Genomic DNA, 15714 nt, shown 5'->3' with positions numbered 1-15714 from the left:
GTTATCGGAACCTAGATTACCTAGGTTCCGATAGTTTATGTAGATCATATCGCTATGTGTTTAGTTTCTTTTCTTTTAAAATCCCTAACTTTTTCACTAAAGGACCTACCGTTAAACCTTGAACAAGGAGAGAGAATAGCACAACTGAAAAGGTTAACAGTAAGATTATTTCTCTACCTTCAAAATCTGTAGGAAGACTTAAGGCTAATGCGATTGATAGGCTTCCTTTAAGTCCCCCCCAATTCAGTAACATTTTATCCTTGCTAGTCAGCTCCTTTACAGCTGCTGTACTTACATACAGCGCCATCGTTCTACCTATTACTACTAAGACAATGGCCAATAGGATCATTCCGAAACGACCAGAAAAATCAATCTGCCTAATTTCTAATCCTACCATTAAAAATATTAATGAGTTTGCAATGAGTGTAATTGCATCCCAAAAAGAATGAATGTTCGTATGAGTAATCGAGGACATTCCAATTTTTGACCCATAGCTTCCAAACATTAATCCACCAACTACAACGGCAATAACCCCTGAAACATGAAAATGCTCGGCAATGAAAAATGCCCCAAAGAATAAAAGAGCAGAAAAGGCGATTTCTAATGGATAGTCATCAAATATTCGAATAATTTGGGAGAATAACCATCCTAAAGCTCCCCCAATTAATACTCCACCAACTGCAAATTTTAAGAATAATAATAATCCACTACCTAAACCGGCCCAGCCCATTTCTATATAAGTAAGTAAATATATGGTTGAAATTTGAAAGAGGACTACTGCTATCCCATCATTAAAAAGAGATTCGCCTTCAATTGTTGTCGAAAGCTTGGAAGGAACACCTAACGTTTTAAAAATCGATAGTACACTAATAGGATCTGTTGCACTCATTAATGCTGCAAACGTAAACGCAACTACTAAAGGTAACCCCAATAATGAGTAGGCACCAAACCCAATTAATATAAATGATAGTAATGTTCCACCAAAGGCTAGGGCCAAAATAGACTTCCGTTGTTCAAACAGATGAGAAAATGGCAATTTCATTGTAGCATCACCAAGTAAGATAGGTAAAAACAATGAAATAATAATCGCTTGAAACACATTTGACTGGGTTATAAAGGATTCAGCTTCTTCTATTATTGGGATTTCAGTAACCCCTAGTAATAATCCAACTAAAACTAGTGCAATCGAATATGGCTGCTTGATCAATTTTGCAATTGAAATAACTGAAATCGAAATAGCTAACAAAATCAAGATCTGAATAAACACTTCATTAAATGCATGCATTCATTTACCCTCCCTAAAAATTCCATAATTTCATTATACCCATGTTTTACTCATACTTGTAAATGAATACAATGTGAAAATGTTCATTTCAAAACAAATAGTAAACAAGTAAAAAAAATTATTTGAGTTATTGAAAAGATTTGAAAATTTAGAATAAATTACTACAAAATTATAGTTGTCTCACATATAATTTTGATAAAGGGGGGGAATATAATGAAAAATTTTAAAAACTATCAAGATTTTTGGCCATTTTATTTGTCACAACATAGTAAGCGTTCTACAAGGCTTTGGCATTTTGTAGGTACAACATTTGTCTTTATCTGTATACTAACAGCCATTTTAACTGGAGTATTGTGGTATATCCTTCTTGCTCCAATTATTGCCTACGGCTTTGCTTGGTGCAGCCATTTCTTTATTGAAGGAAATAAGCCTGCTACGTTTGGACATCCTGTTTGGTCACTGCGTGCCGACTTCCGAATGTATTGGCTCATTTTAACGAGACAGCTTGATAAAGAAATAGTAAAATTACCAAAAGATTTTAATATGGAGGCTTAAGAGTATAATTTCGGATATTTTTTCTCAATTGGGTGAAGTGAGTAACCTTTCACAAAGGTTGAACTCACTCTAGCTCGAACATATCTCATAAATCTTTTTTGTTCGGCTTAAGTTGAATAGTCCCCAGTAAAGTTCTTTTCTGTTAATTGACTTACAAAAAAGCGTTCTTCTTTTATTCCATGACTATATATCCTTGTTTCCATTCAATATCCTTCTCTGCTCACATTCGTGGGCTTTTTTTTATTGAGCAAGAAAAATTGGTTGGTAAAAAAAACTCATAATTGGATGATTTCAAAAAGTTTTTTCAATATTAAGATTTAATTACAAATTCATTACTTTTATGTCAGCTTGTTCTCCAATTAAATTTAAGGTAACCTCCCTAAGTGCTTTGATTTGATTTTGGAACCTCTGACTGAAAAAGTACAAATTTGTAATCTATGAAACCTATTGTCTATTCTGTGATAGATAAGAGTGTTTTATAGAAAAAAATCTGTTGTCTACTAGCATCGTTTAATCTTTAAGATGGGTAACCTCCCCAAGGTATTTCATTTTTTAGAAAAGATGTTTTGCTTCTAGGCGATCAGATTTATATCCGTCTAAACGCTAGTTCTTTTTACTATTCATTAAATAAACCAAAAGGAAGTAGCGTTTTAGACAACTTTTAAAGGGGGAAAAATTATGAAAACAAGAAAACTGTCTCTATTAATGACACTTATGTTGTTAATGAGCATGTTTATCGCTGCTTGTAGTGGCGGTAATCAAGACACGTCTCAATCAAATGAGAATGAAGGAGAAAATGAAGAATCACAGACAGAAGCACAACAAGAAAAGTCAGTACCTCAAGTATTAAATATCATTGAAGGTTCAGAAATTCCAACGATGGACTCTGCAATGGGAACTGATGCTGTTTCATTCCAAGTGATGAATGAAGTGTTTGAGGGACTTTATAGACTAGGGCCAGATAATCAACCTGTTGAAGGGGTAGCCATTAACCATGATGTTAGTGAGGATGGATTAGTGTATACCTTCCACCTTCGTGACAATGCGGTATGGTCAAACGGAACTCCTGTTACAGCACACGACTTTGTATTCTCTTGGCAAAGAGCGATTGATCCAAACACTACTTCTGAATATGGACCATATATGATGTCAGGAGTCATTAAGAATGCAGATAAGATATCTGCCGGAGAAATGCAACCAAGTGATCTAGGCGTTGAAGCGGTAGATGATACAACGTTAAGAGTGACACTTGAGCGACCAGTTCCATATTTTAATACACTTATGACGTTTCCAACATTCCTACCTCAAAATGAAGAGTTCTTAACATCACAAGGCGACCAATACTCACTTGAGGTAGAGAATTTAATTTACAATGGTCCGTTTACATTAACGGAGTGGAAGCATGAAGATGGCTGGGTATTAAAGAAGAATTTCTCTTACTGGGATGCGGCCACTGTAAAGCTTGAAACGATTAACGTAAAAGTTGTAAAAGATCCAGCAACAGCAGTTAGTTTATATGAAACCAATCAGATTGACCGTGTTGGTTTAACAGCAGAATTTGTTGATAAGTACAAAACGAGTCCTGAATTCAAATCATTCGGTGAACCATCTCTGGCCTACTTAAAGATGAATCAAAAAGGGCATCCAGCATTAGCAAACGTGAACATTCGTCGTGCTATCTCAAAGGCAATTGATAAGCAAAGCCTGGCTGATGTTATTTTAAACAACGGTTCGATTCCAGCGTACTGGTCCATTCCTAAGGATTTTGTCACCCATCCTGAAACTGGAGAAGACTTCCGTGCAAAGAATGGTAACTTTAATGAATATAATGTTGAAGAAGCAAAAGCTCTATGGGCTCAAGGCTTATCCGAAATCGGCACAGATTCTGTAACGATTGAGTTACTTGGTGGCGATACTGAAACGTCTATAAAAATACAAGAGTACATTAAGAATCAATTAGAGACTAACTTAGCTGGCTTAACAGTAGATTTAAAAAATGTTCCATTTGAATTCCGACTTGATTTAGATACAAATGAAGATTATCAAATGCAGTTTGCAGGCTGGAGCCCAGACTATTTAGATGCAATGACATTTGCTGACATGTGGGTAACAGATGGTGGACATAACCATATGAATTATTCAAATCCTAGATTTGATGAGCTTATTAACAATGCAAAAACGACTTTAGCCTCTGATCCAGTTGCACGTTTTGAAGCAATGCAAGAATCAGAACGTATTCTCCTAGAAGAGGATGCAGCACTAGCACCTTTATATCAACGCGGTACTTCCCAGCTGTGGAGACCGTACGTTAAAAATGTTCATATTCACTCATTTGGACCTGATTATAGCTACAAGTGGGCTTCAATTGAAAAGTAATAAAATGAAAAGAAGAACATGAATTCCATGTTCTTCTTTATTGTGTCTCTATTATCTATACAAACTAGTCTGAAGCAGACTTCTACTTTGTATTAAGGCCTTCTTGAGGCGTTTTAACCCTTCCTCAATCATCTCTTCATTACACCACGTTAACGAGAAACGCATGTAACCATGGTCTGCCCCATATAATGATCCAGGTATAAACGTAACGCCATTTTTCAAACATATCTCAATAAAATCCAAATCCTTCATGGGCAAGTTGTGCTTGCACCATAAATGTGTACCTCCTTCTGACAAAACAGGAATGACTTCAGATATTGATAATTTATCTAAAGTCGAGATAAACTTTTCTTTACGGTCTCGATACGTACATCTTACATGCTCTATAATAGAGTCTAAATTCGGATTTTTTAGAAACGATGTAGCGAATTGCCTTGTGATCGTCGAAGGAACGAGACCCGCTTGAAAAACCGCATCTCCCAAAATTCGTAAAACCGGAGGCGATGCAAAAATCCATCCAAGGTACATATTTTGACTAATCACATCATTCATCCCACCTACATGAATGACCACTTCGTTCTTTTCATCTAATTCATATAGCGAAGCAGGTGGTTTCCTATCTTTATTAAAGTTAAGCAAGCTAGTAAGATCTAATTCTACAATTGGTATTTTTAATTCCTTACAAATCTCAATCAATTTTCTCCTCCTTAGAAGAGACAGTGTAGAACCAGTAGGATTTTGGTAGGTTGGGTTTGTAAACACCATCTTTATTCGATGTTTCTTATATAAGTCTGGAATGGCTTCAGGTATCAACCCCTCTTCATCTACCGGCAACCGAACCATTTTTATTCCCGATGAAATGAAATATGAGACTCGATAAGTAAAGGATGGACACTCGATTGCTACAGACTGACCCGTTTCTAGGAAACTATAAATCAATAAGGCTATAGCCTGAGGTACACCCGGTGTTGTAATAATATGTTTAGAATTTACTTGAATCCCATGATAGTGATTTACATATTTCGCTATTTCGAAGCAAGTATCATACTCGACCTCAACATCAGATTCAAAAAACCAAGACCTATTCGTCAATTCAACCAAACTGGAATCTACTTGCTCGAGTGGAATAAGTCCCTTTGATAAATTTCTTGTAGCAAAATCCATCACATCTGCTGCTTTATTTATGATATACATTTTTGAGATAATAGGTTGGTATGGAGAAAAACTCATTCGTTTTAATTTTTTCCAATTAATTAACTTAGTTGGAATGAGCTCCCATAAGTGATCACTTACCTTCGTTCCACTTCCTTGCTTCGAGTACACAAGGCCAGTTGCCCGAAGTTCGTCATATGCTTTTACAACTGTACTCCGATTAACACTCAGCTTCCTTGCTAAATCCCGTTCTGTTGGAAGCACATCCCCCGCTTGAAGCTGTCCGTTTAGAATCATCTGTTCGAACTGTTCTACTATTTGCTTATATTTAGGTAAGTCTTCAGAAAAATGGATCTCCATATTGTCCCTCTTTGAAAAAAATGTAATGAATGGATAATAGTTCTATTTATTTTCGGAAAATCCTTCTTTTTTTGTTTATTTTATTACATTTCCTTAGATCCTTTGATCATCATCCCCCTAATTATAAGCCTTTAACTTTCCAATTAAGGTTGAAAAGGACTGTTTCATCGAGGTTTTAACAAGTACTACTGTATCTTGATTGATGATGGAGTTTAACGTATGATAGGCTTCTTTTGCTGATTGGTGTTTAAAGACCTGTTTTGGATTTAGTCCTAGTTCTATAGCCCGATCTGAAATCAAGCCGGCGTCCTTTCCAATAGTAATTAAAAAGTCAACATCACTTCTTGCAACCATTTCACCAACATCTAAATGAGCTTTTTGGGTGTGTTTACCTAACCATTTTATATCACCTATGACGGCTATTTTTTTCTTATCTTTTGAAATGTTTTTTAATACATCAAGTGCTGCGAGAATTGACGTAGGATTTGTACTCCATGTATCATCGATTAATGTGGAACCTTTAGCACCTTGCAATACTTGGGTATGCCTTTCTATATGCTTGAAGGACTTTAGTCTTCTTCCTGACTCTATTATATCTACCCCTAGTTTGTAGGCAACGGCAATGGCAGCAACTGCATTATACACATTGTGTTCTCCATAACCTGGTACAAATAGTTTATATTTTTTTCTGTTATGATAAAGTGAAAAATCCATTCCATTTAAACCATAATGAATGTCCTTTATTCTGAATTCTGATTGTTTGGACTTTCCGTACCAGATAATTTTCCCTTTATATCTTGATAAATCCAACTTTCGAATATGTTTATCATCGCTATTTACAATAACCGTTCCTTTGCTCCCTACACATGAAAAGATTTTTGCTTTCTCATTCCTATATGCTTCAAATGTTGGAAAACCATTTAAATGATCGATCCCAATAGAGGTTAATACTCCAATTTGAGGTCTAAAATAACGGCATGAAGTTTGTAAATTTCCCACACTTGATACAGCTGCTTCTATGACGGTGGCACCGGTTGTTTCATCAACATTTAATAAATAATTCAAATTCATAGCCAATACATTTTGGCTTTTATTGGTTTTATTTACCTTTCGATCAAAGGCAAGAATCCAACTTATCATTTCTTTTGTTGTCGTTTTTCCGCATGTTCCTGTCACCGAAATAAAAGGTATATTAAAGAGACTTCTATAATAATAGACAAAATTCCAATAGGCTCTCCTTACATTTTCCACTTTCACGATTGTTACTTTCGAACCATAATTTTTAACTCTAGCTGGGTTCCTTGTAATAATCACAGCCGATTTTATACTAGAATGAATATGGAGATTTTTCTCCCCAGGTGGGTGAAAAAACATCGTATGATTTTTCCATAAAGTACTATCAGACCTTCTACTTACATAATGAATAGCTGGGTTCTGATGTCCTGAGATAACCGTTCCACCTATTGCTTTTATGATTTCTTGTAGCTCGATTTTTTTCATGTTTCGATCCCCCAAAATAATTTGTCTCTATATGTTTATTTAAAAGACAAAAATTGGGAAGGGCACTTTGATAAAAAGTTAAAAACCGGCTAAAGTTTTTGCGTATTGAAAAGGGGTAAGGGTTAATTTAGAGAATATGTTCGGGGGAATCTCGTGTTTCTTTCTTTCAAGTGAATATCCACCTTGAAGTTCAAGTACCCATACCTTTAAATCTGAATCAACAATTATATCAAAAGCTAGGTCTGCTAGGTGAATACCATTTCCTTCGATTAAAGTAGCAATCCTTGTACAAGCATGAATCATGCTTGCTTGGATGTCTTGAGATTTCTCATCATCTAAAGAGTAATAATAGCTGAACCCTTCGTCTGCGACAAGAAGTCGATCACGATTTCTAGAATTGGTGATAATACTTCCTTCCTTCGAAATCCTAGATGTTATACCAGAACAAACCCAATTCTTCTCACGATTCTTTTGGAGATAGACCCGAAAATCTACATTTCGATTCTTTGATTGGAAGGCAACGGATTTTTGAATTAAATAATTGATTTTCCCTGTTCTTTTCTTTATAAAATGATTAAGTTGGACAGTTGAATGGAAAACATAAGAATTACTGAACTCATCTTTAACATAATACACCTTATTTCTCTTTTGTATAAAATACATTCCCATTCCTTGATATGACTGGTTCGGCTTTAAATAAACTGCACCGTATTGCTTTAGCATTGAGAGTAAACTCTTAAATTTAGTAAGTTTTATCGTTGGTGGTACAAAATTTCGTAACTTTTCATCTTTTGAAATCATTTCATGTTGTGTCCATTTTGATAATTGTCTTGAGTAGAAAATAGTATGTCCTATGAATGAAATGAAATGATGATACATGTCAAAACTCATAGAATCCTTATTAACAATGATCGAGTGGGGATATGGGAATATGCCCTTTTTCCACTTTTTTAAGATGGGTTGGTAATAATAACCCTTAATCCATTGTTTGTAAGGATCAACAGAATCTTCCGTAAATACGTACACCAGTCCATTAATAGATTCATATTCCTCAAACCTCAATAATAATAAATCTAGCAGTTCTTGCGTCAAAGCTTGTTTTCTTCTACAACCTAAAATTCCAATGAGTGGGCCTATTATGATCCTCTCCTTTGAAATCTTCACTTCATACGGGATATCTTTAGGTAAAAGAAACGTATTTTTATACTTTGACGGTATGGAAATGGTGTCCCGCTCTAAACTTTCATCTATTTTCACATCTAGACGCTGTTTGAACGCACCGATATAAACCTCTACTGTTTCTCCAATTACATTATAAAGATTCTTATTAACTAATACGTTCATCTCATGGTTCGTATTGAATCTGATTGTATACATTTCCTCACTCTCCCATTAATTATTTGTATGCACTCTCATTTAAAAAGATATAGACAAAATGAAAAAATAGAAAGACATGTGCAATTTGTCTACTCATCTAACTTATTAGATGAATAGTATATAGAAACTAGCATTAAAGGAGTTGAGAATTTTGCAACCTTATGTGGGTATGATTGTTCCTAACAATATCTATAAACAGATTCCTAACATGCCTCCTGATGTTACATGCATGTTTTCTTTATTTGAGGAAGCAGCACAGCGAAACAACGTGAGGCTTTGCTATTTTACACTTAGTAACATTAGTCCGTATAAAAAAACGGTTAAGGGCTTTGTAAAAATTAATAATCACTATACAATTAAGGAATTACCAAGGCCAAGTGTTATTTATTCCAGGGTATTGGATCATCTTCCAAAATTCCGAGAACAAATACAGTCTTTAGTTCAACAAGGAGTCATTATTTTTAATCGTCCGAATTATGATGTTGAGAAATATACGGTACATCAATTGTTAGAAAAACATCGAACCATTAGAAATCATTTACCAGAGACACTTCCTTTAACATTTAAAAACTTGAGGAAAATGATGAATAAGTTTAATAGTCTCATATTAAAGACCAATTATGGAGAAAGAGGCATTGGGGCGATGAAACTCGATAAAATCGGGGATAAATGGTGTCTTCTTTACAAAAATATTGGGGAACTAGATGTAAAACAAGTATACTTCACCAATGAGTTACCTAGCGTTTTACTAAATCGAATGAAAAAAAGAAAGTATATCATCCAAGAAACGATATCCCTCGCGACTTGTAAAGGAAGCCCTTTCGATATGAGGGTAAGTGTTCAAAAGGACAAAATAGGCATATTCGTCGTTACAGGGATTACCTGTAAAGTGGCAAAACAAAATGATTATTTAACAAATGGATCACAAGGAAGTACGACCCATCGATTAGAAGATATTTTCTCGAATACAAACATTCGCCCATCCATTTATCAAGTAAAGGAAAGGATTGAATCCTTTTCCCTGGCCATTGCCAATTATATGAATGATGTTTATCCACATCTCGCAGACTTAGGATTTGATATTGGTGTTACGAAAGAAGGAACACCTTATTTTATTGAGTGCAATTTTATTTCTGATTATTTAGGTGGGCTCATAGTTGATGGAAAACTGCTTTCTAAAGAGTGGGATATTATCTTTAAAACACCAATCGATTATGCCAAGTACCTTCTAGAGACAAAAGGGTAATCAATCCCCCAAACAAGTTTCTTATTGCTTCATATACTAGCAATAACTACTATAGTTTGGAGGATAACAGGATGTTGTATAAAATAGTGCCAAATAACTTAGTGTCTACAGTAAAAATACCAGCTGAGCTTAAAGAAGAACTGAAGAATTCAAAAGAGGTCGCAATCAAATATGGACTTCAAACTCAGAAGATTGAAGTAATAGCTGAATCTTCTCTTTCTAAGGATCGACTATCATTATCTACAAATACCATTCATGAGCTTTCACTTCCATTAGAAGGATTATATGAGCTAAAGGTTAATGGGGAAGAAATCATCATTGGTCCTTATATTGGGATTTTAGCCGCCCTTACATCTGATAGCTTAGAAAAGTTATTACCAAGTCTTTCAACCTACGTGAATAAATATGAAAGGATAGGTGGCTCTATCATGGCTTTTGCGCTGGATGGGGTAGATCAAGAAAATCATTGCATTCAAGGCTATTTGTATAACCCTTCCAATGCCATGTGGAATAAAGGGATCTACAAATATCCTAACTCTCTCTTTTCCATTGTTGAAGCCAGTCTAACCGACAAATGGAAAGCCTATCAATCCATCATGTACCATTTTAGATCGTACCTTGGGAACCGTGTATTTAATTTTCCAAACTTTAGCAAATGGGAAATGAATAAAATGCTAACAAAAGAATTTCATTCCTATCTCCCTGAAACAGTCGTTTATAAAGATGCAGATGATATTCTCAATATGCTTGATAAGCATGGAAATATATTTATTAAACCAGTTAATGGAAGGTTAGGAAAATTAGTTTATAAAGCGGTACTAACAAAATCAGGAGCTATTATTCACTACGGGAAGAACGGTAACCAAAAGGAAAGACAATTTCATACTAAAAAACATTTTCGCTATTTTTTTCAATCCCGTTTAAGTGGTGGAGAGTATATCATACAAAAAAGTATAGATTTAATAACGTATCACCATCGCGTAATGGACCTTCGAGTCATAATGGTGAAAGACCAAAATAAAAGGTGGAGGCTCCTCGGAATGCTTACCCGATTTGGGGCTAACGGGAGTATTGTGAGCAATATAACGGCTGGAGGTAGGGCAGAAATGGCATCGAAAACTTTTCGAAAACGGTTAGGTCTACCAAGAGATATTCAAAAACGATTATATCGACAAATAAAAGACATCACCTTCCATTCCATTAAAGAAGTTGAAGCACATGGATATCATTGTGGTAATATCGGATTCGACATCGGTATTGATCAAAACTTAAAGCCTTGGATTATCGAAATTAATAATCAAAATCCTGACCATTACATTGCTCTTGCAGCAGGATCTAGGTCTTTGTTTTATAGAGCGCGAATGATGAATATGCTATATGCAAAAAGCCTTGCGGGATTTTAATAGAATAAATGACAAATTGCTTCTTATAAGAAAGAACAAAAGGCTCAGTGCGCCCTAGTTAGCCTAAGGCAGATCAAATGTTCCTATATGAGAAAAAGGGCGCATTTCCCTTTTTACTCATTTCGGGTTATCCCACTCCAACTAGCGGTAAAAAAACAAAACTGCCAGTTGGGAATCCGATTGGTTCAACTAACCATCAGAAAAAATCTGATGGTAGTTTCAGTATCTGACCTCGAGTAGGATGAAATGGCAAGTATCGTCGCCATTTCATCTTGGCTGTGCGCTGGAGCTGGAATACTAGACCATCTATTAGGTACAATCAAAAACTTAAAATTTCTTCTTCATAAATAAAAAAACTGAGTTTGAACCAGTCAAACTCAGTTTTTTTACCATTTTGGTTCGATTATGATTTTTCTCATTAACTCTACATCTAAACATTGGACTGCACAGAAGCAGTTAAGATCAACAACTGTGCAAATTTTTGTTCGTTCAAGATAGGCTACTTCACATATACTGGTCGCAGAATAACCTTCCAAATCTACTGGGCGAAGCAGGGATATTTTTGCACAGCAGTTTTCTTTATCAATGGATTCAATGCGAAAAAAACGGGTGTGGAAATATTTTGTACAAATCGTGTATTGCTCATGTTCAAAACCAGCTAATTCTAGGGGACCGCCATTTGGTGTGTACAACATAAAAGGAATGGTATCAACCTTCAACAATTTTGCAAGTAAACTACTAAAACAGTCTGTGGGACAGCCTTCTAACTGGTCTTGTTGGGATTTTAATATTACTAGTGCCTCGCATACTGGGGTATGACACTCTCCCATTCTTCCCCCTCCCTCCCCGAAAACTTGTTTTGTTATTATGATATAGACTAGGAATATGATTGGTGCAACGCTTATGGTAAAATAGGTTTATCCTTCGCACCCATTTACTAAATAAATTGCGTATGGAATGAGTCTCTTCGCTACTTCAAATTCTCGATGTTTGGAGCCTGGTCTCCAGTTTACCTCAAATATCCAAAGCTTTTGATTACGATCGACACCTATATCAATTCCTAGCTCATCAAACGAGCATTGGTATTGCTCATCTAAATGTGATGAAAATGAAGTGGCAAAGTATTCAAGCGTTCGCTTCATGTCAAAATAATTGTCACCAAATTCATCTTGCAAAAACATATCTAACTCTCCTCGATACCCTCCACTGCTCACATTGCTTACCAATTTTTGATTTCCACTAATCCTTGGATAAATGAGTGTAACTTCCCATTCACCTTTGCCATTCTTTTGTACATGTAATCGGAAGTCATAGGTCAACCCAGCTTTGGTCTTACATTCAATGTATGGTTGGATCAAGAACCGATTTTCCCTCTTTAACCTTCTAATCAGTTCTCTCAAATCCACTCTTGATAGCATTCTCTTCTTCTCTTGATCAACAAGCTGAAAATGATTGAAATCTATTTTTTCTAAAAAAAGTACATTTTTCCCCTTATTTCCTGAAAAAGGCTTTATTACTATTTTTTTATATTGATTGAGTGAAGAAAAGAGAAGTGCTTCGTTTTTCAACTCTTCAGAATGGATGAGATAATCCGAGAAGACTTTTCCTTTTTTCACCATCTTATAAACCTTCATCTTGTTACCTACTGAGAAGCTTGTAAAAGGAATACTTTCTTTTAATTGTCTGTGAAGTTCTACCTGCCGTTCTGTTCTTGGACCACTTATATTAATGATAACATCGGGAAAACGAACCTCTCTTTGTCGCCACTTCCCATCTTCATAATCCCAGCCTTTTATTTTCTTTTGAGCAAAATCAACTCCACCATAAGAAAAGTAGATAAATTCTACACCCTCCATTTTTGCAACGGCTGCACATGCAAATGCTTTCCTTTCATCCTCTGGACTTTTCCGATAATGAAGCATCCCGATTAATATCATCTTCAACACCCTTATATTGGTTCTAAGTAAAACCTAATTTCTTTTGCTCCGTTTGTAGCAATATCTTTTGCCTTTTCAGGAGAATCTGCTGCTGCTAATACGTATGCATAGCGATCCCCCATTGAAAGTGGAGGAACAAGTATACTGCCTTTACGGGGTTTAACATACACATCTTTAACTCCTTCATACTTGGAAGCACGCCCTCTACCCGTAACCTTGATTAATTTCCCCGGGGAATTTACCGTTAAATATTTCACATAAACGTATTGCTCATATTGTCTTTGGAAGCTAGGTTCCTCTCCTAGATTTAGGTTTACTGTTTCTTTCACTAAATCAATTCCTGATCCTTCATAAATAATTCGGTTCATCGCACCACCAGAAATTCTTGGATTAATTTCAATTAGCTTCCATTCCCCTTTCACGAAACGTATTTCAAGATGACACGATCCATGCGTCAAACCTAGAGAACAAAGAATACTATTTACAACCTTCTCTAGCTTCAAATAATCTTCTACAGATAACAAAGCCGGATACGAATACCCGGTTACAATAAATCGGTGTAGATTGGTAATTTCTTGTTCAATGACACCTACAATATGGATGTTACTTTTATAAACAACAACTTCTACTAAATATTGGGGACCAAGTACATATTCCTCTATTAAAATAGGCGAATGAGGATAAAGACTACATAATTTGTTCATTCCTTGCTTCAGCTTCTCCTTTGTTTCTACCAACATGACATCCTTTGAACCGTTTGAAACAGGGGATTTGATAATTAGTGGAAAATTAGAATGATAGTCATTAACCCATTCTTCAATTGGTCCTTCATTTGGTTTAAAAATATCAAACAGTGGAGTTGCAGGATGATTTTTCATCACTTTTCTAAATCGAGTTTTATCCTCCATCAAAAAGATAGCATCAGTTGATAACTCCACTAAGCCTAATTCTTTTGAAAGTGTAGCAGCAAAATGAACAAAAGGATCAATTAAACTCATACAACCCTTAATGACCTTTCCACTAGTCTCTAATTTCTTAATCTCATTATATATATGCTCTTTATTTAGTAAATCGGCGACATAAATCATTTGGTGGACTTCATGGAACTCTTCCCGTTGCAGTACAAACTTTTCTCTATCTGTAATAAGTACGGTAAAGTACCCTAACTCTTCGGACACTCTTAGTGCGTCCCGGCTTGTTCCTGATTTATTACTTCCTATAAACACAATAGTTTCCATCACATTCATCCTTTTAAGCTTGTTTGCAGAGTTATTTCCATCTCTCGTTGTGACCTAATAGTAATCTCATTTTAAAAATATTCACCTTACCTAAATTGGTGAATACTTTATCTTTTTATGAACTGTTTCACGAATCTTTTCATCAACTAAGTATATAAGTAATGGAAGGAGTGGATACTTTGGAAAAGAATTTAGGTATATTCATTTCCATTAAGCATTATCAGAAACTAGTAAACGGAAACCGAAAATGTTCTCATTACTTTTATGAAAAAGAAGCAAGCTTGAACAATATTAGCCTTTATTATATTTCTCTTCCTGATGTTAAAATAGAGAAACCGATCAAGACGAAAGCTCTACTGTTTGATCCAGAACAAAACATATATCGAGAAGAATTCATACCATTACCTAGAGTAATATACAATCGAGTTCATTTAAGAAGAAAAAAGTACCGAAGAATGCTAAAGCACATGTTGGATTTAGGTTACGAAATCTACAACAGCATTCCCTTTTACGGGAAGCACATTGTGAACCAGTACCTTGGAAAGAATGAGGTGTTCCATCCTTTCCTCCCAAAAACTTTAACAGCAACAAAAGAAAACATTCATTTGATGATGAAACACTTTAATCAATTATTTGTTAAACCTTCTTATTCAAGTCTAGGAAGAGGAATCATGTTTATAGGAAAAGACAAGAATCAATCATGGACCTTACATTATCAGGATCATAACAAAGAATGGAAACAGACGGCTTTTAGTAATTCATTACCGACAACTCTATTAGACGCTATCTCAAAAAAACCATTTATTGTTCAAGAAAAAATACCTCTCGCTACCTTTAATGGACGAACATTTGACACACGCGTCATCGTTCAGCGAACGGCTAGTGGCGAGTGGGCTATTACTGGTATGGTCGGAAAACTTGCTCAGTCGGGACATAACATTACAAACGTTGGATCAGGAGGAGATTTTGCTCCTATTCAAACGTATTTAGAAGGGAATCGAAACTTCTCTCCTGATGTGGTACGTAAACGAATTAGTGAACTAGCTTTATCTGTTGCCCATTATTTAGAACAATATTGCTATCATATTGCAGACTTAGGGATGGACATTGGCATAACGGATGAGGGAAAGCCATATTTTATTGAATGTAATTTTCGCAGTCAATACAGTGGTATGGAGACGGATTCGTCTTTACAAGATGTGTGTAGGAATCTTTATGCTAATCCTATTCGCTACGGTAACTACCTACTACAACAGGGAAGTTAGGACTGTACCGTTTATGAATT

12 protein-coding genes are annotated in these 15714 nt (G+C 35.5%); 5 read left to right on the top strand and 7 right to left on the bottom strand.

Going from position 1 to position 15714, the window contains the following annotated elements; genetic code table 11:
* Positions 1 to 52 precede the first annotated feature (52 nt).
* Positions 53 to 1285 (bottom strand): cation:proton antiporter, encoded by a 1233-nt coding sequence (locus ACFSCX_RS02820; RefSeq protein ID WP_377926587.1) that lies wholly within the window; start codon positions 1283 to 1285, stop codon positions 53 to 55.
* A 213-nt stretch (positions 1286 to 1498) separates the two neighbouring features.
* On the opposite strand from ACFSCX_RS02820, the gene ACFSCX_RS02815 reads away from it, so the two are divergent.
* Positions 1499 to 1840 (top strand): Mpo1-like protein, encoded by a 342-nt coding sequence (locus tag ACFSCX_RS02815; RefSeq protein WP_377926586.1) that lies wholly within the window; start codon positions 1499 to 1501, stop codon positions 1838 to 1840.
* 678 nt (positions 1841 to 2518) lie between these two features.
* Positions 2519 to 4216, top strand: coding sequence for a peptide ABC transporter substrate-binding protein (locus ACFSCX_RS02810; protein WP_377926585.1), 1698 nt, complete (start codon positions 2519 to 2521; stop codon positions 4214 to 4216).
* 51 nt (positions 4217 to 4267) lie between these two features.
* Here the strand turns inward: ACFSCX_RS02810 and ACFSCX_RS02805 are convergent, their stop codons facing one another.
* The 3 genes from ACFSCX_RS02805 to ACFSCX_RS02795 all read right to left on the bottom strand — a co-directional run bounded on the left by ACFSCX_RS02805 (position 4268) and on the right by ACFSCX_RS02795 (position 8605).
* Positions 4268 to 5728 (bottom strand): aminotransferase-like domain-containing protein, encoded by a 1461-nt coding sequence (locus ACFSCX_RS02805; protein WP_377926584.1) that lies wholly within the window; start codon positions 5726 to 5728, stop codon positions 4268 to 4270.
* A gap of 117 nt (positions 5729 to 5845) precedes the next feature.
* Positions 5846 to 7228, bottom strand: a complete 1383-nt coding sequence (locus ACFSCX_RS02800) for a UDP-N-acetylmuramoyl-tripeptide--D-alanyl-D-alanine ligase (protein WP_377926583.1) — start codon at positions 7226 to 7228, stop codon at positions 5846 to 5848.
* Between the two features lie 78 nt (positions 7229 to 7306).
* The gene (locus ACFSCX_RS02795) at positions 7307 to 8605 is read right to left on the bottom strand and encodes a YheC/YheD family protein (protein WP_377926582.1); all 1299 of its coding nucleotides are present in this window, start codon (positions 8603 to 8605) and stop codon (positions 7307 to 7309) included.
* A gap of 151 nt (positions 8606 to 8756) precedes the next feature.
* Here ACFSCX_RS02795 and ACFSCX_RS02790 point away from each other — a divergent pair, with 151 nt between their 5' ends.
* On the top strand, positions 8757 to 9851 hold the full coding sequence (locus ACFSCX_RS02790; RefSeq protein ID WP_377926581.1) for a YheC/YheD family endospore coat-associated protein: 1095 nt from the start codon (positions 8757 to 8759) through the stop codon (positions 9849 to 9851).
* Between the two features lie 71 nt (positions 9852 to 9922).
* Entirely contained in the window at positions 9923 to 11254 is a 1332-nt protein-coding gene (locus tag ACFSCX_RS02785) for a YheC/YheD family endospore coat-associated protein (RefSeq protein WP_377926580.1), read from the top strand.
* Between the two features lie 386 nt (positions 11255 to 11640).
* On the opposite strand, the gene ACFSCX_RS02780 is transcribed toward ACFSCX_RS02785, so the two are convergent.
* From ACFSCX_RS02780 to ACFSCX_RS02770, 3 genes are all read right to left on the bottom strand, one after another.
* Positions 11641 to 12084, bottom strand: a complete 444-nt coding sequence (locus ACFSCX_RS02780; RefSeq protein ID WP_377926578.1) for a CotY/CotZ family spore coat protein — start codon at positions 12082 to 12084, stop codon at positions 11641 to 11643.
* A gap of 87 nt (positions 12085 to 12171) precedes the next feature.
* Complete coding sequence (locus ACFSCX_RS02775) at positions 12172 to 13191, bottom strand: YheC/YheD family protein (protein WP_377926577.1); 1020 nt, start codon at positions 13189 to 13191, stop codon at positions 12172 to 12174.
* An 11-nt stretch (positions 13192 to 13202) separates the two neighbouring features.
* On the bottom strand, positions 13203 to 14429 hold the full coding sequence (locus ACFSCX_RS02770) for an ATP-grasp domain-containing protein (RefSeq protein WP_377926576.1): 1227 nt from the start codon (positions 14427 to 14429) through the stop codon (positions 13203 to 13205).
* Positions 14430 to 14608: 179 nt separating this feature from the next.
* Between ACFSCX_RS02770 and ACFSCX_RS02765 the strand changes: the two genes are divergently transcribed.
* On the top strand, positions 14609 to 15694 hold the full coding sequence (locus ACFSCX_RS02765) for a YheC/YheD family protein (RefSeq protein WP_377926575.1): 1086 nt from the start codon (positions 14609 to 14611) through the stop codon (positions 15692 to 15694).
* The last annotated feature ends 20 nt before the right edge of the window (positions 15695 to 15714 follow it).

This window comes from Bacillus salitolerans (assembly GCF_042680805.1).
GTDB lineage: Bacteria > Bacillota > Bacilli > Bacillales > SA4 > Bacillus_CJ > Bacillus_CJ salitolerans.
The sequence above is the reverse complement of the archived record's forward strand: the minus strand, read 5'-3'. Positions and strand labels throughout refer to the sequence as shown.

Excerpts from the sequence above, each read along its gene's own strand:
- ACFSCX_RS02820 (WP_377926587.1), bottom strand. The coding sequence starts at position 1,285 with ATGCATGCATTTAATGAAGTGTTTATTCAGATCTTGATTTTGTTAGCT.
- ACFSCX_RS02815 (WP_377926586.1), top strand. The coding sequence starts at position 1,499 with ATGAAAAATTTTAAAAACTATCAAGATTTTTGGCCATTTTATTTGTCA.
- ACFSCX_RS02810 (WP_377926585.1), top strand. The coding sequence starts at position 2,519 with ATGAAAACAAGAAAACTGTCTCTATTAATGACACTTATGTTGTTAATG.
- ACFSCX_RS02805 (WP_377926584.1), bottom strand. The coding sequence starts at position 5,728 with ATGGAGATCCATTTTTCTGAAGACTTACCTAAATATAAGCAAATAGTA.
- ACFSCX_RS02800 (WP_377926583.1), bottom strand. The coding sequence starts at position 7,228 with ATGAAAAAAATCGAGCTACAAGAAATCATAAAAGCAATAGGTGGAACG.
- ACFSCX_RS02795 (WP_377926582.1), bottom strand. The coding sequence starts at position 8,605 with ATGTATACAATCAGATTCAATACGAACCATGAGATGAACGTATTAGTT.
- ACFSCX_RS02785 (WP_377926580.1), top strand. The coding sequence starts at position 9,923 with ATGTTGTATAAAATAGTGCCAAATAACTTAGTGTCTACAGTAAAAATA.
- ACFSCX_RS02780 (WP_377926578.1), bottom strand. The coding sequence starts at position 12,084 with ATGGGAGAGTGTCATACCCCAGTATGCGAGGCACTAGTAATATTAAAA.
- ACFSCX_RS02775 (WP_377926577.1), bottom strand. The coding sequence starts at position 13,191 with ATGATATTAATCGGGATGCTTCATTATCGGAAAAGTCCAGAGGATGAA.
- ACFSCX_RS02770 (WP_377926576.1), bottom strand. The coding sequence starts at position 14,429 with ATGGAAACTATTGTGTTTATAGGAAGTAATAAATCAGGAACAAGCCGG.